This is a genomic window from Imperialibacter roseus (assembly GCF_032999765.1).
GTDB lineage: Bacteria > Bacteroidota > Bacteroidia > Cytophagales > Cyclobacteriaceae > Imperialibacter > Imperialibacter roseus.
The window spans coordinates 5,359,069-5,385,748 of record NZ_CP136051.1 but is presented as its reverse complement, the minus strand read 5'-3'; the positions used below and the strand labels follow the sequence as shown (position 1 = coordinate 5,385,748).

At 45.4% G+C, this 26,680-nt stretch carries 29 protein-coding genes; 18 read left to right on the top strand and 11 right to left on the bottom strand.

Annotated features, from left to right (window positions below; translation table 11 throughout):
• The first annotated feature begins 173 nt into the window (after positions 1 to 173).
• Positions 174 to 401 (top strand): type II toxin-antitoxin system HicB family antitoxin, encoded by a 228-nt coding sequence (locus RT717_RS22745; protein ID WP_152001720.1) that lies wholly within the window; start codon positions 174 to 176, stop codon positions 399 to 401.
• Positions 401 to 628 carry a type II toxin-antitoxin system HicA family toxin gene (locus RT717_RS22740; protein ID WP_317488644.1) on the top strand — a complete coding sequence of 76 codons (228 nt, stop codon included), beginning with the start codon at positions 401 to 403 and terminating at the stop codon, positions 626 to 628. The genes RT717_RS22745 and RT717_RS22740 overlap by 1 nt, the downstream gene beginning before the upstream one ends.
• A gap of 37 nt (positions 629 to 665) precedes the next feature.
• Here RT717_RS22740 and RT717_RS22735 read toward each other — a convergent pair whose 3' ends face one another.
• The 6 genes from RT717_RS22735 to recF form a co-directional block, all read right to left on the bottom strand.
• The gene (locus RT717_RS22735) at positions 666 to 794 is read right to left on the bottom strand and encodes a DUF559 domain-containing protein (RefSeq protein ID WP_317488643.1); all 129 of its coding nucleotides are present in this window, start codon (positions 792 to 794) and stop codon (positions 666 to 668) included.
• Complete coding sequence (locus RT717_RS22730) at positions 742 to 984, bottom strand: endonuclease domain-containing protein (RefSeq protein WP_317488642.1); 243 nt, start codon at positions 982 to 984, stop codon at positions 742 to 744. The genes RT717_RS22735 and RT717_RS22730 overlap by 53 nt, the downstream gene beginning before the upstream one ends.
• A gap of 334 nt (positions 985 to 1,318) precedes the next feature.
• Positions 1,319 to 2,920 carry a nitrilase-related carbon-nitrogen hydrolase gene (locus RT717_RS22725; RefSeq protein WP_317488641.1) on the bottom strand — a complete coding sequence of 534 codons (1,602 nt, stop codon included), beginning with the start codon at positions 2,918 to 2,920 and terminating at the stop codon, positions 1,319 to 1,321.
• Positions 2,921 to 3,081: 161 nt separating this feature from the next.
• The gene (locus tag RT717_RS22720) at positions 3,082 to 4,227 is read right to left on the bottom strand and encodes a helix-turn-helix domain-containing protein (protein WP_317488640.1); all 1,146 of its coding nucleotides are present in this window, start codon (positions 4,225 to 4,227) and stop codon (positions 3,082 to 3,084) included.
• Between the two features lie 11 nt (positions 4,228 to 4,238).
• Positions 4,239 to 4,547, bottom strand: a complete 309-nt coding sequence (locus RT717_RS22715; RefSeq protein WP_152001725.1) for a DUF721 domain-containing protein — start codon at positions 4,545 to 4,547, stop codon at positions 4,239 to 4,241.
• A 10-nt stretch (positions 4,548 to 4,557) separates the two neighbouring features.
• Positions 4,558 to 5,679 (bottom strand): DNA replication/repair protein RecF, encoded by a 1,122-nt coding sequence (gene recF, locus RT717_RS22710; RefSeq protein WP_317488639.1) that lies wholly within the window; start codon positions 5,677 to 5,679, stop codon positions 4,558 to 4,560.
• A 127-nt stretch (positions 5,680 to 5,806) separates the two neighbouring features.
• Between recF and pdhA the strand changes: the two genes are divergently transcribed.
• Positions 5,807 to 6,838 (top strand): pyruvate dehydrogenase (acetyl-transferring) E1 component subunit alpha, encoded by a 1,032-nt coding sequence (pdhA, locus tag RT717_RS22705; protein ID WP_317488638.1) that lies wholly within the window; start codon positions 5,807 to 5,809, stop codon positions 6,836 to 6,838.
• Positions 6,839 to 6,912: 74 nt separating this feature from the next.
• Here pdhA and RT717_RS22700 read toward each other — a convergent pair whose 3' ends face one another.
• Both RT717_RS22700 and RT717_RS22695 read right to left on the bottom strand, forming a co-directional pair.
• Positions 6,913 to 8,091 (bottom strand): heparan-alpha-glucosaminide N-acetyltransferase domain-containing protein, encoded by a 1,179-nt coding sequence (locus RT717_RS22700; RefSeq protein ID WP_317488637.1) that lies wholly within the window; start codon positions 8,089 to 8,091, stop codon positions 6,913 to 6,915.
• A gap of 11 nt (positions 8,092 to 8,102) precedes the next feature.
• On the bottom strand, positions 8,103 to 9,194 hold the full coding sequence (locus RT717_RS22695) for a family 20 glycosylhydrolase (RefSeq protein ID WP_317488636.1): 1,092 nt from the start codon (positions 9,192 to 9,194) through the stop codon (positions 8,103 to 8,105).
• 201 nt (positions 9,195 to 9,395) lie between these two features.
• Here RT717_RS22695 and RT717_RS22690 point away from each other — a divergent pair, with 201 nt between their 5' ends.
• From RT717_RS22690 to RT717_RS22680, 3 genes are all read left to right on the top strand, one after another.
• A complete protein-coding gene (locus RT717_RS22690) occupies positions 9,396 to 10,115 on the top strand; it encodes a tetratricopeptide repeat protein (protein ID WP_317488635.1) in 720 nt (239 codons plus the stop codon).
• Positions 10,116 to 10,185: 70 nt separating this feature from the next.
• Positions 10,186 to 10,662: a 6,7-dimethyl-8-ribityllumazine synthase gene (gene ribH, locus RT717_RS22685; RefSeq protein WP_317488634.1), complete on the top strand. Its 477-nt coding sequence runs from the start codon at positions 10,186 to 10,188 to the stop codon at positions 10,660 to 10,662.
• A gap of 15 nt (positions 10,663 to 10,677) precedes the next feature.
• Complete coding sequence (locus RT717_RS22680) at positions 10,678 to 11,997, top strand: aspartate kinase (RefSeq protein ID WP_317488633.1); 1,320 nt, start codon at positions 10,678 to 10,680, stop codon at positions 11,995 to 11,997.
• Positions 11,998 to 12,012: 15 nt separating this feature from the next.
• Here the strand turns inward: RT717_RS22680 and RT717_RS22675 are convergent, their stop codons facing one another.
• Positions 12,013 to 13,533 carry a sodium:proton antiporter gene (locus tag RT717_RS22675; protein ID WP_317488632.1) on the bottom strand — a complete coding sequence of 507 codons (1,521 nt, stop codon included), beginning with the start codon at positions 13,531 to 13,533 and terminating at the stop codon, positions 12,013 to 12,015.
• A 385-nt stretch (positions 13,534 to 13,918) separates the two neighbouring features.
• Positions 13,919 to 15,007: an anhydro-N-acetylmuramic acid kinase gene (locus RT717_RS22670; RefSeq protein WP_317488631.1), complete on the bottom strand. Its 1,089-nt coding sequence runs from the start codon at positions 15,005 to 15,007 to the stop codon at positions 13,919 to 13,921.
• 47 nt (positions 15,008 to 15,054) lie between these two features.
• Here RT717_RS22670 and RT717_RS22665 point away from each other — a divergent pair, with 47 nt between their 5' ends.
• The 12 genes from RT717_RS22665 (at position 15,055) to RT717_RS22610 (ending at position 25,585) form a co-directional block, all read left to right on the top strand.
• Positions 15,055 to 15,774 carry a type III pantothenate kinase gene (locus tag RT717_RS22665; protein WP_317488630.1) on the top strand — a complete coding sequence of 240 codons (720 nt, stop codon included), beginning with the start codon at positions 15,055 to 15,057 and terminating at the stop codon, positions 15,772 to 15,774.
• Entirely contained in the window at positions 15,761 to 17,026 is a 1,266-nt protein-coding gene (locus RT717_RS22660; RefSeq protein ID WP_317488629.1) for a hypothetical protein, read from the top strand. The genes RT717_RS22665 and RT717_RS22660 overlap by 14 nt, the downstream gene beginning before the upstream one ends.
• A 12-nt stretch (positions 17,027 to 17,038) precedes the next feature.
• Complete coding sequence (locus RT717_RS22655) at positions 17,039 to 18,343, top strand: tetratricopeptide repeat protein (protein ID WP_317488628.1); 1,305 nt, start codon at positions 17,039 to 17,041, stop codon at positions 18,341 to 18,343.
• A 55-nt stretch (positions 18,344 to 18,398) separates the two neighbouring features.
• Complete coding sequence (lptC, locus tag RT717_RS22650) at positions 18,399 to 18,932, top strand: LPS export ABC transporter periplasmic protein LptC (RefSeq protein ID WP_317488627.1); 534 nt, start codon at positions 18,399 to 18,401, stop codon at positions 18,930 to 18,932.
• A 234-nt stretch (positions 18,933 to 19,166) separates the two neighbouring features.
• Positions 19,167 to 20,453, top strand: a complete 1,287-nt coding sequence (locus RT717_RS22645; RefSeq protein WP_317488626.1) for a hemolysin family protein — start codon at positions 19,167 to 19,169, stop codon at positions 20,451 to 20,453.
• Between the two features lie 71 nt (positions 20,454 to 20,524).
• Complete coding sequence (locus RT717_RS22640) at positions 20,525 to 22,633, top strand: SurA N-terminal domain-containing protein (protein WP_317488625.1); 2,109 nt, start codon at positions 20,525 to 20,527, stop codon at positions 22,631 to 22,633.
• Between the two features lie 75 nt (positions 22,634 to 22,708).
• A complete protein-coding gene (locus RT717_RS22635) occupies positions 22,709 to 22,969 on the top strand; it encodes a DUF493 family protein (protein ID WP_152001741.1) in 261 nt (86 codons plus the stop codon).
• Between the two features lies 1 nt (position 22,970).
• Positions 22,971 to 23,669, top strand: coding sequence for a class I SAM-dependent methyltransferase (locus tag RT717_RS22630; RefSeq protein ID WP_317488624.1), 699 nt, complete (start codon positions 22,971 to 22,973; stop codon positions 23,667 to 23,669).
• A 6-nt stretch (positions 23,670 to 23,675) separates the two neighbouring features.
• Positions 23,676 to 23,909: a 4a-hydroxytetrahydrobiopterin dehydratase gene (locus RT717_RS22625; RefSeq protein ID WP_317488623.1), complete on the top strand. Its 234-nt coding sequence runs from the start codon at positions 23,676 to 23,678 to the stop codon at positions 23,907 to 23,909.
• Positions 23,910 to 24,584, top strand: a complete 675-nt coding sequence (rsmI, locus tag RT717_RS22620) for a 16S rRNA (cytidine(1402)-2'-O)-methyltransferase (RefSeq protein ID WP_317488622.1) — start codon at positions 23,910 to 23,912, stop codon at positions 24,582 to 24,584.
• A gap of 7 nt (positions 24,585 to 24,591) precedes the next feature.
• Positions 24,592 to 25,389, top strand: coding sequence for an inositol monophosphatase family protein (locus tag RT717_RS22615; protein WP_317488621.1), 798 nt, complete (start codon positions 24,592 to 24,594; stop codon positions 25,387 to 25,389).
• A gap of 34 nt (positions 25,390 to 25,423) precedes the next feature.
• Positions 25,424 to 25,585 carry a FeoB-associated Cys-rich membrane protein gene (locus RT717_RS22610; protein WP_317488620.1) on the top strand — a complete coding sequence of 54 codons (162 nt, stop codon included), beginning with the start codon at positions 25,424 to 25,426 and terminating at the stop codon, positions 25,583 to 25,585.
• A gap of 4 nt (positions 25,586 to 25,589) precedes the next feature.
• Here RT717_RS22610 and RT717_RS22605 read toward each other — a convergent pair whose 3' ends face one another.
• Positions 25,590 to 26,615 (bottom strand): radical SAM/SPASM domain-containing protein, encoded by a 1,026-nt coding sequence (locus RT717_RS22605; RefSeq protein ID WP_317488619.1) that lies wholly within the window; start codon positions 26,613 to 26,615, stop codon positions 25,590 to 25,592.
• Positions 26,616 to 26,680 lie beyond the last annotated feature (65 nt).

Here is a 26,680-nt window from a genome sequence, read left to right as displayed (position 1 = left end):
TAGTTCATTCACGATTTCATCAAAAACTACGTAGGCCAGATGCTTCAGTTTGATTTGGTTGAGGTGAAGAATAGCGTAAACAGAGGGTCAATACGTTGATTTGCTCTACTTTTGGTTACCAACCTAGACATTCTATTGGCGTAAATGAGTGCTGGGTTAACTATATTTATGATATGGAAAGAAAAATAGATTTACATATAGAAAAATTACCAGAAGGGGTCTACCTGGCAACTTCTGATGCTATTCAGGGGCTGGTTGCCCAGGGAAGAACAATTTCGGAAACGCTTGAGATCGCCAGAGATGTGGCCAAGAAACTGCTCGAAGCGCAGGAAGGAACCAATCCTATCGTGCTTCCGGAGTTCGATAATGAGTTTGATCTTCCGCTGGTGATTGGGATGTAATGGGTAAGTTGTCGGGCTTTAAATACCGTGAGATTGTAAAAATGCTAAAAAAGCTAGGTTTTTCATTTCATAGGCAAGCGGCCGGTAGCCATGAAATTTGGTGGAACGAAAGCACTGGTAGATTCACCACAATACCCAATCATCCTGGAGATATGCCAGAGGGAACTTTGAGAGCAATTCTCAAGCAATGCGATATTACACCAGAAGAATTTCTTAAAATGAAGTAGAAGCTTTTTTTCGAGGAGGCTTTATTAGAGCCATAGTTTAATTTTTCGTTAAAGCGTTTCTAATTTCCTCGAGCACCATAACAACATTCCTCTCAACTTCTTCATTGGTGAATCTAACCACTCTCAGGCCATGCTCTTTCAGGTGGTGGGTTCTTCCTTCCCCCATCATATTCTTTTTGCTCACTAAGGTTGTGAATCTTGCCATCCAGCTCTATCACCAGTTTCGCCTCATGACAGTAAAAATCTGCAATAAATCCAGCCACAGGATGCTGCCTTCTAAACTTATGTCCTCCCAGCTTTCTTCCTCTCAGGTTTTGCCATAGCAGGTTTTCTGCTGCTGTGTGGTTCTTGCGCATATTTCTTGCTTACTCGAAGAGGTTGCCTTGTGCGTTTTTGTGGAAGTCTCGTTTCGGCATCTTTATTTCAAGGTGTTTCCCTCACCCCGGCCCTCTCCTTTGGGAGAGGGGGCTCGCTCAGCAGGCTGCCGAGTTACTTAATCCTTCTGCCCAGGGAGAAGGGCAGGGATGAGGTATATTTCACATTATAATTACTCGCATGAATACTAAAAATAATGCAAATTATTGGCTTTGGTAATTAACTCAAGCTTCTTCAACCTCGACTGGACTGACCGCACTGCCACTTGCTTTGTCTGCTCCGAATGCACTCATATTGAGTGGTTCCTCGGGTAATTTATTGCGAACCTGTTTTAACCATGACTTTTGGAGAGGACAACACAAGGCGCCCAAGAAAAGCAACCAACCCCACCAAACACCCCCAAGCCAACCAATCGCCCATCTTCGAGTAGATAGTTGCTATTCCTTTCGTTGCCAGATGACTGACCATCACATGCTCACCCGCTGAGCTAAAGTCATTGGAGACTAGTACTTTTCCATAGTAGTCTGAGGCGATGGATGTAGCATTGCTAACGGGCCGCAGCAGCGAAAAACCATTTTCTATAGCTCTGACTTTGGCCATCCAGGCGTGATACGGAGCAATCTCTTTCCAGTCGCCGGAAGGGAGCAGCATTATGTCAGCATTTTGCTGCCCTGGCTGCCTCATCAGGTAGGGAAAGTCGGCGTCGTAGCAAATGGAGATCGCAATACGCCCAAATTCGGTGTCGATCACAGGAATCTTTCCATCGCCTTGTATGCTTGGCTCTACCAACGGCACAGGCTTGTTTTTAAAAAAGGTGTTGAGCACTTGCCCATCAGGGCCAATGAACAAAGCCTTGTTCTCCAGGTACTTCGAGCCCATGGTGACTTCGCCCGGGATAATGGACGCCATCGTTAACAATAGATAGAATTGGCTTTCCATGGCCAATTTCCTGGTCTTGGCAATAAGCCTGCCTTCCGTGGCTTTGGTGGTGAAAAGGAGCCCTTCGGAAAAAGAGACAATCTTGGCGCCTGCCACTGCTTCCTTTTTAGCGACAGAGAGCATGCTGTCCTGAAAGGCTTCCATTTGAAGATGGGAAGCTGCAAATATTGGATCTGTTGGATTTTCAATGAACTTCACAAGTCCTTTTTTTAGCTCCTGAAGTGCTAGTGAGGTTTGGGTAAGCTTGGACAGATCAACATCCAATCGGCTTCCAAACACGGCTTCATAAGTTGACTGAAGCAACTCGAGGTTTTGCCCTGTGATGCCGGCGACCCTTACCGTAGTTGTTTCTTTCTGCCACAGGGAATTCATTCTTATGCTTCCGCCAATCAGGACAACTACGAATACTGATGAGCATAAAGTGGCTGGTTTTTTTATTGAGGAAAAGCTAAAGCCACTGGTGTACCATGCTGATAAAAGTGCCGAAACCCAGGTAATGAGAAACGTAACACCCCATAAGCCAGTAACGGCAACCAGCTGCATCAAAGCATCATTGTTCACCTGGGTATAGCCCATCGACCCCCAGGTGCCACCGCCATCGAAACCATTGAGGTAGTCGTAGGCCACATAAAGGCACGGAAACAGCAGAGTAGCATACCAGCCTTCAACTCTTTTTGAAAGCAAGCGGAAAAGAAAGAAGGGAATCAAGTGCTTCAAGGCACCAATCAGTGCGATCACCACAAATACGATGGTAGGGAAAGGCATTACTTTGTAACTGCCAATCAACGACGAAACATAAAGGACCGACAACCCCATTAACAGGCTTTTCCAGGGCTTGTATTCTTTCATCAACAAAATAAGGAAGGCCGGAGCCACCCAGGCTGCGGGAGCGAACATCCATTTAACTGATAGTAGTGAGAAGCTGATCGTTGCCAACACCCAAAGTGCAGTAGTTTTTGTGTTTGTGAAAGTTTTCATGATGTCTCTGTTTTTTGAACAAAGGAGACATATTGTACTCACTCCCACGACCGACTGCCGGAAGTCGAACGCTTTTTCAAAAAGAAAACTGCAAAAGGTTATTCCTACTGCCAGGCTATAAAAGGCTTTTCTGCCGGGAGATAAATCCGAAGCTTTATTATTTAGGTTGAAGCGGCCAGTTTATGTAGAGCTTCTTTCCTAAAGGCAGAAGGAGTGGTTCCAGTCTTTTCTTTGAAGATGGTGTTGAACGACGACTTGGAATTGAAACCGACCTTGTAGAGAACTTCCAGCACAGTAAGCTTTGAGTCGGGCGAATTGGACAGGATGGTCATCGCCTCATTGATCCTGTAAGAATTGATAAAGTCATAGTAGCTTTGACCTAGCTGCTCATTGAGTACCTGAGAAAGCTTTTTGGGTGCCACTTCCAGTTTTGCGCACAGCTGCTCAAGGCTTATTTCAGGATCCAGGTATAGCTTTTCATTTTCCACTAGCTGAATCAGTTTATCCTTCAGCGCTTGCTTTTCTTCGCTGCTTAGAGTTGAGCTTGTGTATTTGGCAGTGTCCTTTTGTTCAAGGCCAGCGAATATTTCAGGTTGTTGCAAGCCTTTGAAAACGACTGCATTCACGAAAAGAAAAAAGAGCCCCACCACTATGGCGAAGGTGGGTTGAAACCAGGCGTCAAGCCCGGCATACGGGGCCATCACATTCACGAGAGAAAATAAAAGAATGCCTGTCATGGTCAGTATCAGGAAGCGTAGCCAGGCAAGGCTGATTTTTTCAGTGGACGAAAAAAGGTCTTTGATTCGCTGCTGATAGAACCTGATTTCTTTCAGCGCCAGAAAAAAATAGCTCAAAACATGGCCATAAACCAAAGCTACCGAAAAATAGAAGCCTGGAGGAAGTTGCCGGTTGGCGATAGATTTTTGTACGAAAAGTTGCTCTTCCTGGCTGTAGGAATGATAAAAGACCTGAAAAGTAGTTGTGATAATTATAAAAGGAAGGAGATGAAGCAGGTGGGAAGTTTTCATCTGAAATCCTTCATAAACTACTGACCGGGTGTAGAACAATAGCAAGGGACCAAGCAATAAGGCAAAGCCGTCTTCGAGGTGGGCAATGGCCGGGTATTGTTGGTAAAAACCGGTTAAGCCGATAAGGCCGTCGGAGAAATTGATTCCCAAAAACAGAAAGAATAAGGCGAGCAGTCGATTGCTTAGCTTTTTGCCCTTTTTAAGGGCGAAGAGAAAAAAGGCAAGCAGCAATACTTGCAGGATGATGATGGGCAGAAGAGTATTTAATACTATGTCCACCGCTTTTCCTTTTATTGAAACACAATATCCTTCAACACCTTCTCGCCAAACTCCTTCTTGAAGATATCAAGTACCTTGGCTTTATTTAAATTCATCTCGCTTTTGAGCGGGGCTGAGGTGAGGCGGACGAACAACACATTGTCTTTTACAAAAAGCTTGGAGGTGCGGCTGGCAATAGGCTTACCCATGAGTCGTTCCCAGGAAGCAAGCAGCCTGGTGTGATCAAATTTCTCCTCAATATGGTAATTCTGGAGCATTTCCCTGATCACATCCTTCAGCTCCAGCGACTCGTTTTTTCTATCGTCTTTCTTTTTGTACATACTTTCCACTCTAAAAGTCTATCTCCTCTACTTTTCCTTCCTCCACTTTAAATAGCTTCTTGTCTTTCTTCAAGCCCTTAAAAAGCGTCATCGTTCGTTCTGGTCTTGCATCAGTTACAAACAACTGACCGAAGTCGTCTTCCCCTACAAGTTCCATCAATTTTTTGATGCGATCGTCATCAAGCTTGTCAAATATATCGTCGAGCAGTAGAATGGGCGTAAAGCTTTTCACCTGACTGGTGATGTCAAACTGAGCTAATTTCAGAGCAATCACAAAAGACTTTTGCTGGCCTTGGGAGCCAAACTTCTTCACCGGTTCTTCTTCCAGCAAAAACTCAAAGTCGTCCCGGTGGATGCCAAAAGTGGTTCTTTGCAAGGCCATGTCTTTATCGATCGCCTTTTTGAAGTTTTCCTTCCACGAGGTTTCGGAAAGCTCAGAAACGTACACCACCTTGGTTTGCTCGGCTCCCCCTGAAAGCCACTGGTAGCGGGGGCTGAACAAAGCTTCAAACTTTTCAGTGAAGTCCCGTCTGCTATCGAAAATCAATTGCCCCGACTTCATCAAATGCTCATCGTACACTGCGAGCAACGTTTTGTCCAGCCGTCTGGTGTCCCCATATTGCTTCAGCAGACTATTCCGCTGCTTTAGGTAGTGGTGATACACCATCAGGTTTTCCAGGTAGCTGGCATCCAGCTGAGAAATGATGCTGTCGAAGAATTTGCGCCGACCATCGCTGCCTTCTCTTATCAGGTCGGTGTCGTTGGGGGCGATCAACACCACGGGAAAGCGACCTATGTGGTCAGCCAGTTTCTCATACTCTTTTTGATTCACTTTGATGAGCTTTTTTTGCCCCGGTTGAAAAGCCACCTGCACCTGTTCTCCCTTCCCAGCCCCCTTTTTAGCAGCCTTCCATTCGCCTTTTATAAAAAAAAGTGGATCACCTTTCCTTATGTTTTGACTATCCACACTATTCAATGATCCTTTTGTCATCGACAAATAGTGGATCGCATCCAGCAAATTGGTCTTTCCTGAGCCATTTTTGCCCACAAAACAATTTATACCCTTTGAGCAGTTAATAGCAAGTGACTGGTAATTTCGGAACGACTCAAGGTGCAGGTTACTCAGATACATTTACTTTTGTTGAATGAAGGCAATTTACTTATTTTGCGGGGGTTAAATCTGCCAGGCGCATTCCAGGGCAGCGTAACACATCCCAAAAGTAATATTACAATTCGTAGACACAGAAATATTTCCAATAATGGCTAGTGTAAAAGATAAGGCGAAGGCAAAAGCAACAGCGAAGGATAACTTTTCGAATGAAACCTACATGTTCTGGTATGAAACCATGCAGCTGATGAGGAAGTTTGAAGAGAAGGCAGGGCAGCTATATGGTCAGCAAAAGATACGTGGCTTCTGTCACCTTTATATTGGCCAGGAGGCTTGCGTAGCCGGCGCTATTTCTGCCCTGGAAACAGGCGACAAGTACATCACGGCATACCGTGACCACGCCCACCCAATTGGACTTGGATCCGATCCTAAAACCATCATGGCCGAGCTTTACGGTAAAGAAACCGGCATTTCGAAAGGCAAGGGAGGTTCCATGCACATGTTCGATAAAGAGAAGGGTTTCTTCGGCGGGCATGGTATCGTTGGAGCGCAGGTGCCACTTGGCCTGGGAATTGGCTTTGCTGAAAAATATTTGAAGACAGGTAAGTTGTGCGTCACTTACATGGGAGACGGTGCTGTTAGACAAGGTGCTTTTCACGAAGCGCTTAACCTGGCCATGACTTACAAGATTCCTGTGATTTTCGCTATCGAAAACAACGGCTATGCAATGGGTACTTCTGTGCAGCGTACGTCCAACGTAACCGAGCTATATAAACTGGGTTCTGCGTACGACATGCCTTCATTCCCAGTTGATGCCATGTCGGTTGTTGATGTGCACCATGCATTTGCTGATGCGGCCGAGCGTGCCAGAAAAGGTGACGGACCCACGCTTTTGGAGCTTCGGACTTACCGTTACAAAGGACATTCAATGTCTGACCCTGCCAAGTATCGCACCAAAGAAGAGCTTGAGGAGTACAAAGCAAAAGACCCGATTGAGCAGGTTCGCCAATTGATACTCGATAAGAAAATTGCCAAAGAGGCTGACCTCGAAAAGATCGACGACAAAATTAAGGATCAGGTAGCTGAGGCTGTCCAGTTCTCCGAGGACTCAGGCTGGCCCGATCCGTCAGAATCGCTAAAAGACGTGTATGCCCAGCAGGACTACCCTTACCTGATGGAATAGTACTTATCATTGGTCATAGAAGCAAAAAGAGCTGCCCATCAGGCAGCTCTTTCGTTTATATAATGAATGAAACTTTACACTTTCAAACGAATATTGACTTTTTCCAGTAAGCTGGTGATGTAAATAACCAGCAGCGAAAACAGCAATGTTTTGACAAGCCCCACAACCCCAACTGTAGCAAAATTGGGAAGCCAGGCTGCAATGGTGACCATAAAGATCGGGTAGAACCAATAGGGCACCAGGTAGCAGGTGAGTGTGCTTCTTCCCGCTGGTGCCAGAAAGCCAGCCCAACTCGTCTTCTTCCACACGTCGGCAATCAGATAAACCAGCGAAAACGAAATGGTGCTTATGCCAGCGCAGATGGCTGTCCAGGAAGGCGTAGCCCTGATTTTAGATATTCCCCATTCAGGACGGGTAATGAAGCCAAAGGCCAGAGATACAACAGCAAAGGCCAAACAAGCGGTAAGAAAGAGGCTCAGTTTGTTCTTTTGACCAAAATAAGTGAGCATAAGGCTTACCCACACGCCGCTGAGCACACTGGCGTGGTTGGAGGCATTCACAACGAGAAGTCCCTTTGGCACCCCTCCCAGCAGGCCGTTCATTTGGTGAATATTGAATAGATAGAAGGCCACAAGTATTGCTGAGATAATAACTATTCTGTCGCCTACGAAAACGTAGATAACCGAGCAGAAGAGATAGGCCCAGCCAATGAGTCCAAGAATGCCCCACCAATGTGTTTTCATCCAGACGGGGTTGTCTGTGGGCCCTCCTTTATATATGGCACACAGGGCTATAAGAATGCCGATGCCTGCTACCTGCATCACCCACTCAGGCACTTTGCCGAAGGCATTTTTGTCTTTATAGTTGTTCCAAATGAGAATAAACCCAATAGCCATAAGGATCTGCCAGGCTTGCTTGGGGATAGGAATCAGTTCTTTGTTGATGCTCTCCAGATTCACCATCATTACCCCCATCACAATCAGCGCCAGGCTTCTTTTAGCAATGTGGATAATCACCTCAGTGTTGTTTTCTCCCTTTGCCCTGCGTGCCTTAATGGCCATGGGCACTGAAAGGCCTACTATGAACAGAAATGCTGGAAACACCACATCTGCCAGGCCGAGACCGTCTTCGTTACCCGCTTTGTGGCCCATCCATTCCGGCACTTCACTGAGCGACCACAGGTCATTCACAAAAATCATGAGCAGCATGGTGAGTGCCCTGAAAATATCTATGGAGGCGATACGATTGTTCATGATCATCAATGTTATTTTGACTGGCTATTGATTGCCGAAAACATAGCCTTAAAGCAATTGGCCTGACCATCTTCAGAGGTGCCTTTTTCCTTCAGCTCATAGTACTTGTCAAGAAAACCGTCAGCACCACTCCATACGGTGTGCATCATACCAAGGTATCTTTCCTTCAGTACTTTACTGCCATTTTCTCTCAGAGCTATTGTTTGTGCTACTTGTTTTTTGGCCGGCTCTGGTTTATTCCATGGGCAGGTGATTACCGAGAGGCCTTTCATGGCCAGGTAGGCCGCTGTCGGGTCGGCCCGTTCATAGTGCCAGTCGCAAATGACCACATCTTTGGGAATCATGTCCACCGCCCTGTGCGTGTTGTTCATGCTCGCCTCCCACATGCCCAGTCCGGTGTTACTTCCGTCTAACAACCGATCACCCCAAATCCACAGCTTTCTCCCTTTCTGTGCCAGGTGGTTTCTTATAGTAGTGACTTCTCCGGCAAACAGCTCTGCCTTGTCCTTGCCTTTGCAGCGTGGGCACTTGTCGTCCCCGATGTAGAACACCTCATCCATGCCTGCGTGGAAAGTTTTGGCCTCAAACACCTCCATTATTTCGTCTACCAGATCGAAAACTACCTTGTGCACATCAGGATGCAGCGGGCAGTAACTCTTACAGTAGAGCCCGTCCGGATTAGGCCACTCATACTTTTCCGGCATAGTCACATGCGGCGTTTCGTCAAACTGAGGATACTCTTTCAGCAGCGCATAGGTGGTGCTGGCCCACGATTGATGCCCAAGCAGATTAATTTGCGGGATCAATTCAATATTACTCCGTTTCGCAGCCGCCACCAGCTTTTTGACCTCCTCCGTTGTGAGGCCATCTTTGTCGGCAAGTTTTGGGTAAGACTTGTACTGATACTTCCAGTCAACCCTCAACACCAGGGTGTTTACATTGTTGGCCGTCAGTTCATTCTCCATGAATTTAATGAAGCGGTCAAGGCTTTTGGAACTCGGTGCCACTATCGCCAGCCCCCGTACTGGCATGATGGAATCAAGTGGCTGAGCCTGGATGACGCCCCCCAGGCAGAGCATAAAAAGAAATGCGATTTTTTTCATAGTGGTGTTCTTTAGCAGGTTATGAAGTCATCAGTCAATTTAAAAATATTAAAGTGTTTGCGCACACAATTCACTGGAAAGGTGATGAGTGGTAATATGAAAGATAAATAGGGGGGTTAAAATAATGTAGTTGTTTAATGGCTGATAGTCTTTATTTTATCGAAAAAAATATATCTTTGCGACCTCAAAAGATTAGGATAAATGGCGAAGACTAAAAAGGCGTCAGCTAGAAAGGGTAAAGAGCACGGAAATGATTTGTTGGAAAGCCCCGAAGCGTTAGCCGAACAACTCACCCGTACAGAAGAATTTATTGAAAAGAACAGGCAGCTGGTATTTGCCATTGGTGCTGTCATTATTTTAGGAGTCACCGGGTTCATATTTTATAATTACTATCAGTCGAACCAAAATACGGCTGCTCAGAAGGAGCTCTTTCAGGCAGTTTATTATTTCGAGGCTGACAGCCTTGGACAGGCCTTAAATGGTGATGGAAACAACTATGGTTTTCTTGATATCATTGACCTGTATGGCAGCACGAAGGCTGGCAACCTGGCTAATTTTTATGCCGGAGCCACCTACCTGAAAATGGGCGATTTCGAATCAGCCATTCGTTACCTGAAGTCGTTTGGAGCTTCTGACGATTTGGTGCAGGCCAGGGCGTATTCACTCATTGGAGATGCTTACATGGAGCAGCTGGACTACAAGAACGCAGCAGACTACTATCAGCAAGCATCAGACTACAAACCGAACAAGCAGTTTACGCCTGTGTATTTAACCAAAGCGGCCATTGCTTACGAAAGGCAAGGGGATTTAAGTGCAGCACTGAAGTGTTACACAACCATAGTAGATAAGTTTTACGGAGCAGCTGAATACCAGGATGCCAAGAAACACAAGGCCAGACTGGAAGCCCTCGCTTCAAAATAGTTGATGAAAACATCGGCAGAAGGAGGGATAAAGATAACTTTATCCCTTTTTTGTTTCTAAAAACCAAAAAATGGCGTCTTCAGAAAAGAACTTGAGTAGTTTCTCCGGCAGTAACGTTGGGGACGTAAGCAAAAAGAAATTTGGTATAGTGGTCTCTGAGTGGAATGAAGAAGTGACAGAGGCGCTTTTTCAGGGTGCTTACGGGGTTTTGGTAAAGCACGGAGTAAACAGAGACAATATAATCAGGAAGAATGTGCCCGGCAGTTTTGAGCTAAGCCTGGCCTCTCAGTGGCTGGCTCAGCAGGAAGACATTGATGCTGTTATTAGCCTGGGGTGCGTGATACAAGGCGAAACAAAGCATTTTGACTTCATTTGCCAGGCCGTGGCCAACGGCATTACAGAAGTGGGTTTGAAGTACAATAAACCCGTAATTTTTGGAGTTTTAACCACCAATAATAAGAAGCAAGCATTGGAAAGAGCTGGCGGAAAGCACGGAAACAAAGGAGACGAGGCAGCTATCACGGCCATAAAAATGCTTGGATTTTAAACCTATCTAGTAACAATGATTGTAGTAAAATTCGGAGGTACATCAGTTGGGAAGCCTGAGCGGATGCATTCTGTGAAGGACATAGTGATGAGTGTGCCAGGCCAGAAGCTGGTCGTTCTTAGTGCCGTTTCAGGCACCACCAATGAGCTCATTGCAATTTCTGATGAGTTTTCCAATGGCAATATTGAGGGAGCACTTGACAGAACCAGAATGCTTTATGCTCAGTATGTTGGATTTGTGCAACAGCTTTATGCAACTGAGGAAGGCAAGCAAAAGGGAACTGACGTCATCGACAGATACTTCCAGCAGATTGAAACACTTGTGAAGCAGCCCTTTTATGGTAAAGCCAACAAGCTTCTGGTCGCTCAGGGAGAGATTATTTCCACCAGTCTTTTTTATGAGTACCTCAATGAGATTAAGGTTCCGGCTGTGTTTCTTTCAGCACTCGACTTCATGTACCTTAAAGACAATGGAGAGCCCGACCTTGACTTGATTTCCGAAAAGCTGAGGAAAATTTTGGCAGGCATCGACAATAAGAGTGTAATAGTTACTCAGGGATACATCTGCAGGAACGCTTCTGGCGGTGTCGATAACCTGAAAAGAGGAGGAAGTGACTATACTGCTACCCTCATTGGAGCTGCCATCAAAGCAGAGGAGGTTCAAATCTGGACGGATATCGACGGAATGCACAACAATGACCCGAGGATTGTTGAAAACACAATGCCTATTGCAGAGCTGTCGTTCGAAGAGGCAGGCGAGCTGGCATACTTTGGAGCAAAAATTCTGCACCCTACCTGTATTCTTCCGGCGCAGCAAAAGAATGTGCCGGTTCGTTTGAAAAATACTTTGAATCCAGCTGCCCGGGGAACCTTGATTACATCTAACAAAAACCCAGACGCAATCAAGGCCATTGCTGTCAAAGATGGCATCACAGCTATCAAAATCAAGTCAACCAGGATGATTCTGGCCTACGGCTTCCTGAGAAAGATTTTCGAGGTATTCGAAAAGTACCAGACTTCTATCGACATGATTACGACGTCGGAGGTGGCTGTGTCGCTCACGATAGACGAGCCCACTTACCTCAACGAGATCATCGAAGAGCTGAAGCCCTACGGCACCATAGAGGTCGACAAGAACCAGTCGATTGTGTGTATTGTGGGCGACTTTGTTGCCGACAAGAAGGGCGTGGGTAAAGACATTTTCGCTTCGCTGGAGGATATACCTGTCAGAATGATTTCGTACGGTGGAAGCAAAAACAATATTTCTTTGCTCATTGACACCATCTACAAAACAGAAGCGCTGAAGGTTTTGAACAAGGGATTATTCAATTTATAATCCCTGATTCTTTTATCAAACGGGCTGGCTGTAGAAGAAAATCAACCACACAATGATGAACAGTGGAATGAGGATCGGAATGGAGAATCTCAATATATAGCCAAAGAAGGACGGCATTTTGATGCCTATTTGTTCGGCTATCGATTTCACCATAAAGTTCGGTCCGTTGCCTATGTAGGTCATTGCACCAAAAAACACCGCCGCAATAGAAATTGCTTTTAATGCCAGCACCGAATTAGCAAAAGTACCGCCGGCCGCAAATGCCGTCACATCACTGACCTGGCCGATATCTCCCCCTTTGGCAGCCATAGCTGCAGTCAGAAAGTTAAGATAGGTGGGAGCATTGTCCAGAAAGCCTGAGAGTGCGCCAGTACCCCAGTAGAGTGAATTGTGGGTGATGAGTGGAGCGCCGGCCTCAGATTGAGCAAAGTTGCTTACCAGCTCAAGAGCGGGCATCATGGTGCCGAAGATCCCTATAAAAATAAAGGCGACCTCTCTGATAGGTTCAAAGTTGAAGTCGTTGCCCTCCAGTGCCTTTTTCTCCGCAAACTTGAATGAAAGGAAGGCAGCGGAAAGCATAATGATTTCTCTAATGAAAGAAAATTTTTGCCCTTCGTAGTGTATGGCCGGAACCCATTCTAGAACATTCGGATCAAGGAAAACAGAAAGAATAATGACCAAAAGCCAGCCGAAGTTTCTGGCGCCGACCACGGTTACCTTATTGGTGAAATCCTGAGGATCCTCGCCGAAGCTATAGTCCGCTTTGTTGTTTCTGTCGATGAAGTAAAAAATCGCTGCCAGGAAGACAAGCGCAAAGACCCATGAAACGCTGTTGTTCAATAGTGTCCAAAAGAAGGGAACGCCTTTCAAAAATCCCAAAAACAGCGGAGGATCACCAATAGGAGTAAGAGAACCACCAATATTGCTTACCATGAAAATAAAGAAGATGATATGGTAGGCCTTGATCCTGTTCTTATTGAGCCTGATAAACGGCCTGATCAGCAGCATGGAAGCGCCGGTGGTGCCAATGATATTGGCTATTACTGCTCCAACAAGCAGGATAATGATATTGGTCAGGGGCTTGGCTTCTTTGTCCACATTGATCATAATGCCCCCACTGGCAACAAAAAGGCCCGTAAGCAAGGCGATGAATTGTATGTACTCAGCCAGCGCATGCACCGGATTGTGCACGTTGTGCAACACAAACAAATAATACAGCACCACTAGTATGGCAAGCGATACAGCTACAATTGGGTAGTTTTTGTGCCAGAAATGCTCGTAGAACAACGGCCCCGTGGCAATCATTAACAGCAGCAGCACGAAAGGAATGACCAACCAACCTGGCGCACTGGGGTGCTCTCCTTCTTCAGCATGCCCATCCTCCGCTGTGCCGGGGGCTTCCTCAGCACTGTCACTCAAGTCAATATTGGCTGCCACCTCATTGTTTTCATGCAATGCTTTTGCTTTTACTTCATTGGCAAAAACGCTCGTTATAAGAGCGACACTAAGGCACAGAAATATTGCAATTTTTTTCATCAAAGGCCGATCAAAGTAGAGTGTTAGGTTCTGGAGGAGGGGCGCTACTGCTTTGCCAATTAGCTCCTCTTATTTTTACACTTGGTTAATTCCTGCTTAAATAAGTTGTTTTAGTGCGATTTCAAAAGAAGTTTTAGGTATTTGTTAACCGTGATTATGTAGCTGGTATGATTTCGAAAGAGAGCGCCCCGATGAGCTTCGAAACACGGCATATGAGCACAGCAAACACTATCACATTTTAGTCCCCCTCGAGCATAAGATAGGTAAAAACTATCTACTATTCTAAATAGAAATGACTAGTCGGGTTCCTGGTGATTCCCAAAACCACTTTTAACATCGTTAGTGGCTGATAGAGCCCACAAGATGCGGTGTACCGGTTTAGCTATTATATCGACACCTTAAAATTTCCATGTAAGCTTCCTGCCGACACATCTTTTTTGCTGCCGGTCACTTGAGAGGAAACGTTGGGTTGTCCGAGAAACCTTTGCAATCCGAGGAAGGCAAACACCAATGCTTCCTTAAACTCAACTGTTTTTCTATCGGGTGCCTCGTAAGTAAACTTTCCTTTGCCATAAATATTGAGAGCGTCCATCAGGAACCCGTTTAACGTACCACCACCTGTAACCATTACTTTTTCTGTAGAAGATCCAAGGCCATCCATACCATTATTCACCTGAAAGGCAATGTGATGAATGAAAGTGCAGAGGGCATCTTTCACTGGTGTGCTGCTGTTGTCAAGTAAAGTCGCTACTTCTTTCTCGAACCATTCGTAGCCCAACGATTTTGGACCTTTTTGCTGAAAATAATCAAGCTTGTTGAGCGATTGAAAAAGGGAATCACTCATGGATCCGGTTTTTGCCACTTCACCATTTTTGTCGAAGCTCATCCCAAGCTTCCTCGCCAGATGGTTGAGCCCCATGTTGCAGGCACAGGTATCAAAGCCTTTCATAGTGTTTTGACTGTGCAAGGCGACATTGGCTATGCCACCAAGATTAAGAAAAGCATGGTAGCCAGGAAAAAGATAGTGTTCGCCATAAGGAACTAAAGGAGCACCTTGTCCACCATTCAAGACGTCTTGAAGTCGGAAGTTGGCAATAACTGGTAGCTGAGAAAAATGACTGATGGCTTCAGGATTCCCTATTTGAAGCGTGAGAAGTTTCTCGGGCTGATGGAACACAGTGTGACCATGAGAACCTATTAATAGTGGCTGAATCCCATGCTTCCGGCAAAAGGCCTTGACGCTCGTGCCGAAGAATTTTCCGAGCTCAACATCCAGCAAGGACAACTCAAGGCCCGACAGCGTCACCGAATCTTTGAGCTTCTGTTGCATTTCGTCATCATAAGCTATCGATTCAGCAGCTTCGATAACATAACTCCATTTGCCTTGAGCCAGCCGAAACCGGCATGCTGCCATGTCGAGCCCATCCAGAGAAGTCCCCGACATAAGCCCGATCACAAGAAACTCTTTTTCCATAATTGCATCTATATAGGTAATATCGCCGACTAATTGTTTACGCTACTATGAACGCCGCCATTGATATAGGTAATACAAGGTGCAAGATAGGTTTTTTTGAAAATGACTCGCTCATAAAGCTGAAGACTGATATTGCTATCGACGCCATCGTGGCCACCCTGAAAAGGGAGGAGGTGTCGGACATAATCATAAGTTCTGTTGGCAAAGACGTAAGCAATCTGGAGAAAGAGTTACTTGAGAGATATAAAGTGGTCATATTGACCCACCTGGTATCGTTACCAATTGTGCTTGACTATGCCAGTAAAGACACCCTTGGAACCGACAGAATTGCCGCTGCTGCAGGAGCTTTCCATCTTTATAGTGGAAAGAACTGTCTGGTAATAGACGTGGGTTCCTGCATTACATATGACATCATAACCAGCGATGGTTACTATAAAGGTGGAGCTATTTCGCCCGGAGTAGAGATGAAACTAAAATCAATGCATACCTTTACGGCCCGATTACCGTTGATAGAGCACCCCGACTGGGTTGATCTGCCGGGAAAGGACACAAAAACATCAATGATCAATGGGGTTTTGCACGGCACACTGGCAGAAATTGAAGGCATGATCGAGAAGTTCTCCGGTTTGTTGCCTGATTTGCAAGTGATTATGTGTGGTGGTGGGAGTCATTTTTTTGAATCTAAGATAAAACACCACATCTTTGTACGCTCCGAATTGGTCCTCATCGGACTCAACAGTATTTTAAGGCACAATGAGAGGAATTAGATTGGTTATTACGGGCTGGGTAGCATTGTTTTGCTGTGCCACTTCCTATGCACAAGTTACGCTTTCACCATTCACGCTTTACGGCGTAGGTGACATCAAAGAGGGGAGTTTTGCGAATCAATTTGCCATGGGCGACCTGGGTATTGGCACGCCAACAGTATTTCATATTAATGGGATGAACCCGGCTATGCTTACCCGGAACTTGATGTCCACCTTTCAGATGGGCGTGGCGGCAGATATAAGGACGCTGTCCAGCTCAAACGGCAAGGATAAAAATGGGGGAGCCAACCTTAGCTATTTTGCGTATGCGTTTCCAATAATATCTGGCAAATGGTCTTCCAGCTTTGGGTTGGTGCCATTGAGTAGGATGAACTACAATATTGGCTATACTACCGACGTGAATAATTCCACTACTCAAGTCGAGTATCTGTTCAAAGGAAACGGCGGCCTTTCAAAGGCTTATTTCTCCAATGGATTCAAAATATACAAAGGTCTCTCATTAGGCGTTCGTGGCTCATTTGTTTTTGGCGAGTTTAACAAATCTGCGGAAACGCTTTTATTGGGGCTTACCAGTGGCACCAATTACACCACCGCCTATAAAGAGAAAATTAATTACGCAGATTTCGAATTTGGAGGAGGCCTTCACTACCAGCAAAAAGTGACTGAAAGAACGGCCATCAACTTGGGTGTGGTATACGATCTTCCGTCATCTATTTCGGGTACTCGATTTGCCGGGCTTGAAAGAAGAAGTACAGGCGGCTCCACACCCGGCGACACACTGATTCTGGATCAATCAGTTGCATTTAATTTGCCAAAAAAACTGGGATTTGGCGTTTCGTTCGAAAATCTTAATAAATTTACGGTTGGCTTTGATGCCAGGATTTCCGAATGGAATGAAAATCCGTCTCCTGAAATAGTTAACACCACTTATCAAAAAGGGCTAAAATTGGTTTTAGGAGGAGAATATACACCCGATATTAGCAGCGTGGATAGTTATCTGGCACGCACAACATTCCGGCTAGGGGCCGCTTGGGAGAGGTTGCCTTACTTGGCCAATGGGAATGACGTTACAGACTTTGGCATAAACTTTGGATCATCTTTCCCAATGGGTGTGTCAAGTTTTGATGTAGCAGCCAAAATCGGAAGAAGAGGTAGTGTGACGGATAACTTGATAAAAGAGAATTACATTCAGATATATATTGGAGCAACCATCAATGACAGAGGTTGGTTCGTTAGACGTAAATATGACTAAAACTAAGTAATCATGAAAAAGACGTGGATTTTCAGTTTGCTGTTTTTCCTTGGTATCCAGCTGGTAGCGGTTGCTCAGCCAGGGTGGAATTGGCCTGAAGACAGAGCAACGGCAGAAGAGAAAAACGCTCTCTACACAGACTTCTTAAAGCAAGATAATTTCAAAGCGGCATTGCCTCACCTTGATTGGTTGTTGGCTAATGCGCCTGACTTAAATGAGTCGCTGTATATTAACGGAGCAAAGATTTACGAAGGATTAGCCGACAATGAGCCTGATGCCGCTAAAACAGTACAATATCAGGAGCAAGCGCTGTCAATGTATGATAAGCGCATCCAGTACTTTGGTAACGAAGGGGACGTGCTTAACAGAAAAGGCTACACAGCTTATAAGTACTACAAAGACAATAAGGCCAAATACCCGGATCTTATCAGAATGTTTGAAAAGGTGTACGAACTTAATGGAGTGAACACCCTCGACAACAACTTGCTGGCTTTTATGGACGTGGTTAGACGCTTTAAGCTAACCGGTGGTGCTATTACCGACGTGCAGGTGCTTGACTACTATGACGAGATCATGGCCATCATTGATTTGAAAAAGGCTACAGGCAAGAACCTGGATAGAATCGAAAAGATTTCTGAAAATATTGACAAGCTGCTTACAGCCACAGTAACCGTTGACTGCGAATTTGTAGAGAACAACCTGGGGCCTAAGCTGAAGGCAGATCCTACAGATCTTAAATTGGCTAAGAAAATTTTGCAACTTCAGCTGACTGGCAAGTGTACCGACAGCCCTCTTTTCATGACATCAAGTAAGATTGTCAACGAAAAGGAGCCGACATATTCTCTGACCAAGGTAATTGCTCAGAAGCTGGCTGCTGAAGGAAAGAACGAAGAAGCGTTTAAATATTACAATCAGGCGGTGGAATTGGCTGACGACAACCAGAAGAAGGCTGAAATCTACTATGACATGGCCAGAATCAATGCGTCTGACGGTCAGAAAGTGGCAGCTCGTGCCAACGCAAGAAAAGCCTTAAGTATGGATCCTTCTTTTTCTGATGCTTACACACTCATCGGTAACCTTTACCTGACAAGCTATGACGATTGTCGTGGAGGTGAGAGCAAGGTGAAAGACAGGGCTGTTTATATTGCTGCTTATGAAATGTATAAGAAGGCAGGTAATAGCCAGGGCATGGAAAAAGCGAAAGAGCAATTTCCTTCCATCGGAGAGATATTTGAGGAAGGCATGAAAGAGGGAGATGTCCTGAGTGTTGGCTGCTGGGTACAGGAATCTGTTACCTTGCAAAGAAGGCCAGCGTAAGAAAAACAACCATATTGAAACGGTCGTTGTAACGCAGCGACCTTTTTTTATTTATATGAGAGTCTGCTTAGGTTATCTTATTTCATTTGCTCTTCTTATCTTTTCTTGTGAGAAAAAGGAAGACATGTCGGACATGCCGCTTTACGAAGGGCCTGTCATGGAGATCAAGGACGTGGTCACCTTGTTTAGCGACTCCGCTAAGGTAAGAGTCAGGCTGGAAGCACCAACGCAATTCGAGTTCGAGAATGGCGACAGAGAGTTTCCTGATGGTGTCTACATCGAGTTTTTTGAGAAAGATGGCACCAAGTCATCCACCCTGAGGGCCGACAGAGGGGAGAAAAATGCTAAAGAGAATCTTTACAAGGCAGAGGGAAATGTGGTTGTGATCAGCCTTTTGGACGGAGATGAGCTAAACACAGAAGAGTTGTACTGGACCCCGATAAAAGAAGAGATTTTCACTGATAAATTTGTTACTATTAGGTCTGAAGGCGAAATCCATACTGGAGAGGGAATGACGGCCCGGCAAGATTTTTCAAGTTATTCCATCACCAAGCCAACAGGAACATTGACCATAGATGATCCACAATGAAGAAAGGTTGGGGTATAATATTGCTCACACTCAGCGTTGGTTTTTTGATAATCGGCGTTCATCAAACGATGACCGTCGGTGTGGTGCATTCATACTGGATCCTAATGATCAGTGTTTGTCTGCTACTTTTGTATAAATTTGTGAAATGATAAACCGAAATAAACATTTCAGGAGTAAGTCGGGTAACAAAATTTGTACTTCTTCTTTGCAAGGCAATAGAGGCTTCCAAAGCTAATGGATCCAAACCAAGTCATAATTATTCTCATTTGCCTGGCTTTTTCAGCCTTCTTTTCGGGTGTAGAAATTGCGTTTGTCTCGGCCAATCGACTTCACATCGAACTTCTGCGTAAGCAGGGAGCTATTTCAGGGCAAATTTTAACCCGGTTTGTAAAAAACCCATCCCAGTTTATAAGCACAACGCTGGTAGGGAACACCATTTCATTGGTATTGTATGGGTACTACATGGCTGGGCTGCTCGAGCCCTGGCTGGCGACAAGCCTTCCTGACTCTTTGAGGAACGATGTGACGGTGGGGCTAATTCAAACCCTGCTTTCAACTTTTATAGTGATCATCACTGCGGAATATACGCCCAAGAGTATTTTTATGATCAATCCGGATTGGCTGCTCACACTGTTTGCAGTGCCAATTTTGATCATCTACTATGTGCTTTACCCCTTTGTATTTATCATCGTTCTTTCATCCAAGTTTGTTATAACAAAAATACTTAGGTTCGAGTACTCTGAGGACAAGCCCATTTTTGGACTGATTGACCTCAATAATTACTTGAAAAACTTGTCGACAAGCGAGAACCAGAATGACAACAGGGAGGTTGATGCGAAAATTTTCAATAATGCCCTTGAGTTTAAGACGGTTAAAGTGAGAGACTGCATGGTTCCACGTCCGGAGATTGTGGCAGTTGACATTGAGGATGGGATAGAAGAACTAAAAAATGCTTTTATCGAAAGTGGACATTCGAAAATCGTGATTTATAAGAACACGATTGACGAAGTGATAGGGTACTGTCATTCGCTTGAGGTATTCAAAAAGCCAAAAGACATCAAGTCTATTCTAACGCCGATTATTATCGTTACCGAAACTTCTCTTGTTAATGAGCTGATGATTCAGTTTCTGACCGAAAGAAAGAGCCTTGCATTGGTGGTAGACGAATATGGGGGCACGTCAGGTATCGTGAGCATGGAGGACATCATTGAGGAAATTTTCGGAGAGATCAACGACGAGCATGATGACGATGAGGACCTGGTAGAAGAAAAAATCGACCAGCGAAATTACATTTTAAGTGCGAGACTTGAGATCGATTACCTCAACGACAGATACGATTTGAACTTGCCGGTGGGAGATTACGAAACGCTCGGCGGTCTGATACTTTCTGTGAACGAAAACATTCCTGAGGTAAACGACATAATAGAGGTTGGCCCTTTCGTGATCACCGTTTATTCAAAAACGGACAACAGGATTGACAGAGTGAAGCTAACCGTTCAAAATGAGGAAGATAGGGGCTAGTAAAACCTCGAATCTCCATTTTGATTTTAGCTTCGAATGATATTATTTTGCGGCTCGCTAAAAACGAAGATATGGGTTTCATTAATAAAATAAGAGAGAGAACTGGGTTGGCAGTAGGTATTATTGCTCTTGGGTTGGGACTATTCGTAGTAGGGGGAGATTTGCTTGGCCCAAACTCGACCTTGTTGGGCGGTAATACGAACGAAATAGGAGAAATTAATGGCACCACTATTAAGCTTGATGAATTTCAGAGCAAGGTAGACGAACTTTCGTTCAACTTTCAAATGAGTCAGGGCCGAAGCCCAAGTGGCGACGATATGTACTCTATCAGACAGCAAGCTTGGGATTTGTTGGTTAACAAGTATGCTTATGAAGAAGAGTTCGACGGGTTGGGAATAACTGTTTCTGATGAGGAAGTGGTTGATATGGTTCAGGGTAATAATATTAGCCCGGAAATCGTTCAGGCGTTTACAAACCCTGAAACTGGCCAGTTTGACAAAGACCAGATCATCACGTATTTGCAGAACCTTAGTGCCATGCCCGCACAGCAGCAGGCAGCATGGTACAACTTTGAGGGCACGCTGGCTCCGGCGAGACTGATGCTGAAGTTTGACAATTTGTTTCTTCAAACTAATTATGTCACACAGGAAGAGGCTAAAAGGGAATATGTTCAAGCCAATAAGATCGCTGAGGTAAAGTATCTTTACGTCCCTTATTACACTGTTAGCGACTCTTCTGTTACTGTAACTGACGCCGAGCTACAGGCATACTTAAAAAGCCACGCTGATCAATACCAAAGAGAACTCTCACGATCTCTTGAGTACATTTCTTTTCCTATCATTGCTTCCGCTGACGACACAGCGGCAGTGATCGAAGAGATTAATGAGATCAAAGGCTTATTAGCACAATCGAAGAATGATTCGCTTTTTGCCAGAGCCAACTCTGATGCACCGACGCCTTTTAGAACATACACTCCTGACCAGTTACCGGCGTCTTTGAACGACACTATCAAAACAATGCAGGACGGCGATATCATTGGCCCAATTTTAGCCAATGACAGGTACACTGTTTACAAGCTTTCCAAGAAAGCAGAAGGCACAACCGGCTACGCCCGTGCCAGCCACATCCTCTTCAAAGGCGAAGACGAAACCCAGGCAGCCAAAAGCGCAGCCAAGGCTGAGGCCCGGAAGATTCTTGCTGAGATAAAAAGGGGAGCAAGTTTTGCCGAAATGGCTCGTATTCACGGAACCGACGGCACAGCTACCAGAGGTGGTGATTTGGGTTGGTTTGGTGAAGGCCGCATGGTTGAGCCCTTCGAGAAGGCCGTATTTGATGCAACAAAAACCGGCCTTCTGAACGACGTAGTTGAGACAGACTTTGGGTATCATATTATAGAGGTAACTGCTGTTAAAACAAACACTACCTATAAAGTAGCTACCATAGAAAAGGAGATTATTGCCAGTGACGATACCCGTAACATGGCGTATCGTGATGCAGATATGTTTGCATTGAGCAGCGAAAACCTTGAGCAGTTTCGTGCCAATGCAGCAGAAAAGGGCCTTGAAATAGAAGAAGCGAAGGGAGTAGCACCAAATGCTAGGCGTTTCGGCGGACTTTCTGATGCCAGAACAATCATCATCTGGTTGTTCAACGACGGCAGTGTGGGCAAAGTGTCGGAGGTTTATGAGCTGGATAGCGAATATGTAGTGGCAGCCATGACTGGCGAGCAGCCTAAAGGACTTGTGGAGCTGAGTGCCGTTAGGGACGACATTACCAAAAAGGTAAAGGACGAAAAGAAGGCGGCTGTAATTGCTGATCAACTGAAAACTAAGACGGGCACTCTGGATGAAATCAGCGATCAAATGGGAGCTGATGCCACAGTCTATACAATGAGTGATTTGAAACTAAGCGCTAACGCACTTACAGGTGTGGGTAATGCGCCTGAGGCTGTTGGAAAAGCATTTGCGCTGGCAGCAGGCGAAAGGTCAGATGTGGTGAAGGCAGATAATGGAGTAGTAATTGTTGAAACTGTTTCGATCACCGAGGCCCCTGAAGTGGCTGATTTCAGTACGTTCAAAGATCAATTGAGTCAGCGTCGTCAGTCGAGGATATCATTCAGCTTGTCGCAGGCTATTCGGGAGTTTGCCGAAATAGAAGATGAGCGTTATAAGTTTTTCTGATAATATTTAGAAGCTAAAGAAAGGAGTTGCCGATATTTTTTGGTAACTCCTTTTTTCTTTTTACAACACGCAAGAATGGACCCGCAAATCGTTTCTTTCAAAGAAAAGCTGGAACAAGAGCACACATTTCCAGGAGCTTATATTTTCAAATTTATTGTTCCAAGTGAAAAAGTTGCTGACGTCGAAAGCCTCCTGCCTGTTGGAAAACTGAGTTTGAGGAGCTCCAGCAACAACCGGTACACCAGTTTGACTTTGGAGAAGATCGTCGAGTCGAGCGAGGAAGTGGTCGAAGTGTATGTTACTGTGAAGTCGGTGGAGGGCGTTATATCTTTATAATATGATTGGCTTTCAACAGTTCCTGGTTATTATGGGTATAGGCGTTGTGGTGATGTCGTGTGGTGGGGAAACTATTAGCAATGACGAGTCAAGCCAAAAAAAGGAAGTGGTCGGAACTGAGAGTGTGCCTGTCGGTGGGGAAGACTTGTTTTCTGACGAGTTTGAAGACCCGGATCGGGATAGCTGGCAAAAGCCTGGCGAGGTCATACAAAAGTTTGGTGACGCACACGGGAAGAAAATCGCCGACATTGGTGCCGGAGCTGGCTATTTCACTCTACGGCTGGCTACCGCAGGGGCTGATGTGATAGCGATAGATATTGACGACAACTTTTTGCAGCACATTGAGGAGGAAGCTACAAAACTGCCAACGCACGTTGGCAGTATAGAGACGAGAAAAACAGTGCCGGAAACACCTGGCATTGCGATAAACGAAGCTGATGGAGTACTCATTGTCAATACCGCATCTTTTTTACCAGAGCGAAAGAACTACTTTAGTGAAATAATGAGCGGGCTAAAAGAGGGGGGGCAACTGGTGATTGTTGACTTTAAGCCCGAGCGATCTCCTGTAACACCACCTGATAATCTTTGGATTTCTAGCCAAAAACTGGTGAACGAATTGAAGGCAGTTGGGTTTACTATAAAAGAGGTAGATGCGAAGACGCTACCCTATCAATACATCATTACCGCCACTAAAAGATAAAACATTATGTGGAAAGAAGAGAACAACAAACTTTTACGAGAAATTACCTTCAAGAATTTTGTTGAAGCATTCGGGTTTATGACAAAGGTAGCCATTGAAGCAGAGAAAATGGATCACCACCCTAATTGGAGCAACGTTTACAATAAAGTGACCATAGAGTTGACCACCCACAGTGCGGGCAATACTGTGACTGAGAAGGACAGGAAGCTTGCGAGCGTGATTGATGCGCTCTTGAAATAGATGGCGGCAGCGAAGCTATATCTGGTTCCGACGCCGATTGGCAACCTGGAGGACATCACTCTCAGAGCCCTAAGGGTATTGAAGGAGGTGGATGTGATACTGGCGGAAGACACCCGTACATCCGGGGTTCTACTCAAGCACTTTGAGATCAGCAAACCGGTTAAAAGCTTTCATATTTTCAATGAGCATAAAGTAGTAAGTGACCTTGTGGCAAGGTTGAAAGCAGGCGAGAGTATGGCGTTGATTTCTGACGCCGGGACTCCCGGAATTTCCGACCCCGGATACCTGATAGTGAGGGAGGCGATAAGTGCAGGCATTGTGATCGATTGCTTGCCAGGCCCAACGGCGCTCATTCCTGCTGTTGTCAAAAGTGGGTTTCCTTGCGATAGATTTGTATTCGAAGGTTTTCTTCCTCACAAAAAGGGTAAGCAGTCCAAAATAGAAGCCATTAAGGAAGAAGAAAGGGCAGTTATTTACTATGAATCACCACACAGGTTGGTAAAAACTCTTGAAATGTTTGTTACCTTACTTGGCGGCGAGCGAATGGTTTCGGTTAGCAGGGAGCTCTCCAAGCTCTACGAAGAAACCATTACCGGAAGCGCAACGGAGGTTTTGGCTCATTTTCAGGCTAAGCCACCCAAAGGGGAAATTGTGATCGTCGTATCAGGAAAGTAATAACACGATGGAAATACCATTAGAAACACTTGTTCACCACGTAATAGCCATCAGTAAGGAAGCCGGGCAATTTTTGAAGAAAGAAGCAGAAGGCTTTACTCCTGACATGATAGAACTAAAGGGACACAACAATTTGGTGTCCTATGTTGACAAGGCGTGCGAAGAGATGATCGTAGAGCGCTTGAGAGAAGTGCTGCCGGAAGCTGGCTTTATTACCGAGGAAGGAACCGTGGCCAGCTCAGAGCAATCCTTACAATGGGTGATAGACCCGCTTGACGGCACCACAAACTTTGTGCACGGCCTTCCTATTTACTCTGTGAGCCTGGCGTTGGTGCGAGACAAGCAAGCGATTCTGGGGGTAGTGTATGAGGTAAACCGTGACGAGTGTTTTCATGCTATCAAGGGTAAGGGAGCCTTCTGCAATGGAAAGCCAATTAGGGTGTCAAATGCTACCCAAATAAATGAGTCGCTGCTCGCCACGGGCTTTCCATATAACGACTTTGGAAAAATGATGCCCTATCTGAATATTCTCAATGAATTGATGAAGTCTTCTCATGGGCTCAGAAGGATGGGCAGTGCGGCTGTGGACCTAGCCTATGTTGCGTGCGGCCGTTTTGAAGCGTTTTTTGAGTTCAACCTGAATTCCTGGGATGTTGCAGCGGGCGTCTTACTTGTAACGGAGGCAGGCGGTACTGTTACGGACTTCAAAGGGGGCGACAACTACATATTCGGCCGGGAGCTTATAGCTGGCTGTGGCATACAAAGCGAGCTGCTTGGTACGATTAAGAAATTCTGGTTAGACTGAACTTCAGCAGCAATACTACCGTTGACTTACTGAAATGATCGAAACAATTATCATCGGGGTATTATTTGCAGGTGCCGTCTTATTCCTGGGGAGAAAGATTTATCTGAGCCTGAAAGTTGACAAGGGGTGTGCCAAAGGCTGTGGCTGTAGCGAAGCCGACATCCAGAAGGCCCTGAAAGAAACGGCTCAAAAGTAAAAACTCAGGCCCAGACTGCTCCGCCCTCGCTGCAATTCTTGCAAATGTCGATGTCTTTTCTTGACCGCAGCAAAGCGTTTCTGAATCGATTGTACGACGCTCCCCTCCAAATCTCTGCCATAGAGCTGTCCGAAACATTCCCCATTGAATGGGTAGCGTCTTTGTCGAAGCAGCAGGGTACCATTTGGCCATCCCAGGTAATTACTCCTGAGTGCCACATTTTCCAGCACTCATTGCGAAGGACGTTTTTCATAGACCACTTTCCCTCGGCATTTTGACTGTATCGGGAATATTTCTCGATGGAGGGAATTAGCGGAGACCCATTTTCGTAGTCATAAATTTGGGCTGTTTTGAACCGGATCTCATCAACACCAAGTTTTTTCCCCAGCTCTTTTATCTCGTCAATTTCATGCTCGTTTGGTTTGACTACCAAAAATTGAAAGATCAAGTGTGGCGTTTTTGAACCTAACTCCTTTTTCCACTTCACAAGCCGTTTGGTGCCGTCTATTACTTCCTGGAGTTTGCCCTCTTTACGGTAAGAGGCGTAGGTGTCCTGCGTGGCCCCGTCAATAGAGATGATAAGCCTGTCGAGGCCTGACTCAATAGTCTTTCTGGCCATTTCGTCCGAAAGGAAATGTGCATTGGTGGAGGTTGCAGTGTATATTTTCTTTTGGTGTGCATAACTCACCATTTCCAGAAAATCAGGATGAAGATAAGGCTCTCCCTGAAAGTAGAAGGTGAGGTAGAGCAAATGGCTGTGCGCCTCATCAATGATTTTTTGAAAAAACGGGAGCGCAATTTTTCCTGTGGGTCTGCTAAACGACCTCAACCCGCTGGGGCATTCGGGACAACGCAGATTGCAGGCTGTTGTAGGTTCTATGGCCAGGCTGATCGGCAGCCCGCTGTGACGTGCCCTGCCCAGCTGCTTACTCACCAGGAAGCTACCCAGCAGCTTGCCACCATTGACAGCCTTGCGCCAGCTCAATTTGTTGAGCAGTCTTACGTTATCATTAAATGTTGCCAGGTTCATTGTTGAATAAATTCAAGTAAATTTAGCGTCTAATCAGCGACATCCTAAATCAGAGATGTTCTAAA

Excerpts from the sequence above, each read along its gene's own strand:
- RT717_RS22745 (WP_152001720.1), top strand. The coding sequence starts at position 174 with ATGGAAAGAAAAATAGATTTACATATAGAAAAATTACCAGAAGGGGTC.
- RT717_RS22740 (WP_317488644.1), top strand. The coding sequence starts at position 401 with ATGGGTAAGTTGTCGGGCTTTAAATACCGTGAGATTGTAAAAATGCTA.
- RT717_RS22735 (WP_317488643.1), bottom strand. The coding sequence starts at position 794 with ATGGGGGAAGGAAGAACCCACCACCTGAAAGAGCATGGCCTGAGAGTG.
- RT717_RS22730 (WP_317488642.1), bottom strand. The coding sequence starts at position 984 with ATGCGCAAGAACCACACAGCAGCAGAAAACCTGCTATGGCAAAACCTG.
- RT717_RS22725 (WP_317488641.1), bottom strand. The coding sequence starts at position 2,920 with ATGAAAACTTTCACAAACACAAAAACTACTGCACTTTGGGTGTTGGCA.
- RT717_RS22715 (WP_152001725.1), bottom strand. The coding sequence starts at position 4,547 with ATGTACAAAAAGAAAGACGATAGAAAAAACGAGTCGCTGGAGCTGAAG.
- recF (WP_317488639.1), bottom strand. The coding sequence starts at position 5,679 with ATGTATCTGAGTAACCTGCACCTTGAGTCGTTCCGAAATTACCAGTCA.
- pdhA (WP_317488638.1), top strand. The coding sequence starts at position 5,807 with ATGGCTAGTGTAAAAGATAAGGCGAAGGCAAAAGCAACAGCGAAGGAT.
- RT717_RS22700 (WP_317488637.1), bottom strand. The coding sequence starts at position 8,091 with ATGAACAATCGTATCGCCTCCATAGATATTTTCAGGGCACTCACCATG.
- RT717_RS22695 (WP_317488636.1), bottom strand. The coding sequence starts at position 9,194 with ATGAAAAAAATCGCATTTCTTTTTATGCTCTGCCTGGGGGGCGTCATC.
- RT717_RS22690 (WP_317488635.1), top strand. The coding sequence starts at position 9,396 with ATGGCGAAGACTAAAAAGGCGTCAGCTAGAAAGGGTAAAGAGCACGGA.
- ribH (WP_317488634.1), top strand. The coding sequence starts at position 10,186 with ATGGCGTCTTCAGAAAAGAACTTGAGTAGTTTCTCCGGCAGTAACGTT.
- RT717_RS22680 (WP_317488633.1), top strand. The coding sequence starts at position 10,678 with ATGATTGTAGTAAAATTCGGAGGTACATCAGTTGGGAAGCCTGAGCGG.
- RT717_RS22675 (WP_317488632.1), bottom strand. The coding sequence starts at position 13,533 with ATGAAAAAAATTGCAATATTTCTGTGCCTTAGTGTCGCTCTTATAACG.
- RT717_RS22670 (WP_317488631.1), bottom strand. The coding sequence starts at position 15,007 with ATGGAAAAAGAGTTTCTTGTGATCGGGCTTATGTCGGGGACTTCTCTG.
- RT717_RS22665 (WP_317488630.1), top strand. The coding sequence starts at position 15,055 with ATGAACGCCGCCATTGATATAGGTAATACAAGGTGCAAGATAGGTTTT.
- RT717_RS22660 (WP_317488629.1), top strand. The coding sequence starts at position 15,761 with ATGAGAGGAATTAGATTGGTTATTACGGGCTGGGTAGCATTGTTTTGC.
- RT717_RS22655 (WP_317488628.1), top strand. The coding sequence starts at position 17,039 with ATGAAAAAGACGTGGATTTTCAGTTTGCTGTTTTTCCTTGGTATCCAG.
- lptC (WP_317488627.1), top strand. The coding sequence starts at position 18,399 with ATGAGAGTCTGCTTAGGTTATCTTATTTCATTTGCTCTTCTTATCTTT.
- RT717_RS22645 (WP_317488626.1), top strand. The coding sequence starts at position 19,167 with ATGGATCCAAACCAAGTCATAATTATTCTCATTTGCCTGGCTTTTTCA.
- RT717_RS22640 (WP_317488625.1), top strand. The coding sequence starts at position 20,525 with ATGGGTTTCATTAATAAAATAAGAGAGAGAACTGGGTTGGCAGTAGGT.
- RT717_RS22635 (WP_152001741.1), top strand. The coding sequence starts at position 22,709 with ATGGACCCGCAAATCGTTTCTTTCAAAGAAAAGCTGGAACAAGAGCAC.
- RT717_RS22630 (WP_317488624.1), top strand. The coding sequence starts at position 22,971 with ATGATTGGCTTTCAACAGTTCCTGGTTATTATGGGTATAGGCGTTGTG.
- RT717_RS22625 (WP_317488623.1), top strand. The coding sequence starts at position 23,676 with ATGTGGAAAGAAGAGAACAACAAACTTTTACGAGAAATTACCTTCAAG.
- rsmI (WP_317488622.1), top strand. The coding sequence starts at position 23,910 with ATGGCGGCAGCGAAGCTATATCTGGTTCCGACGCCGATTGGCAACCTG.
- RT717_RS22615 (WP_317488621.1), top strand. The coding sequence starts at position 24,592 with ATGGAAATACCATTAGAAACACTTGTTCACCACGTAATAGCCATCAGT.
- RT717_RS22610 (WP_317488620.1), top strand. The coding sequence starts at position 25,424 with ATGATCGAAACAATTATCATCGGGGTATTATTTGCAGGTGCCGTCTTA.
- RT717_RS22605 (WP_317488619.1), bottom strand. The coding sequence starts at position 26,615 with ATGAACCTGGCAACATTTAATGATAACGTAAGACTGCTCAACAAATTG.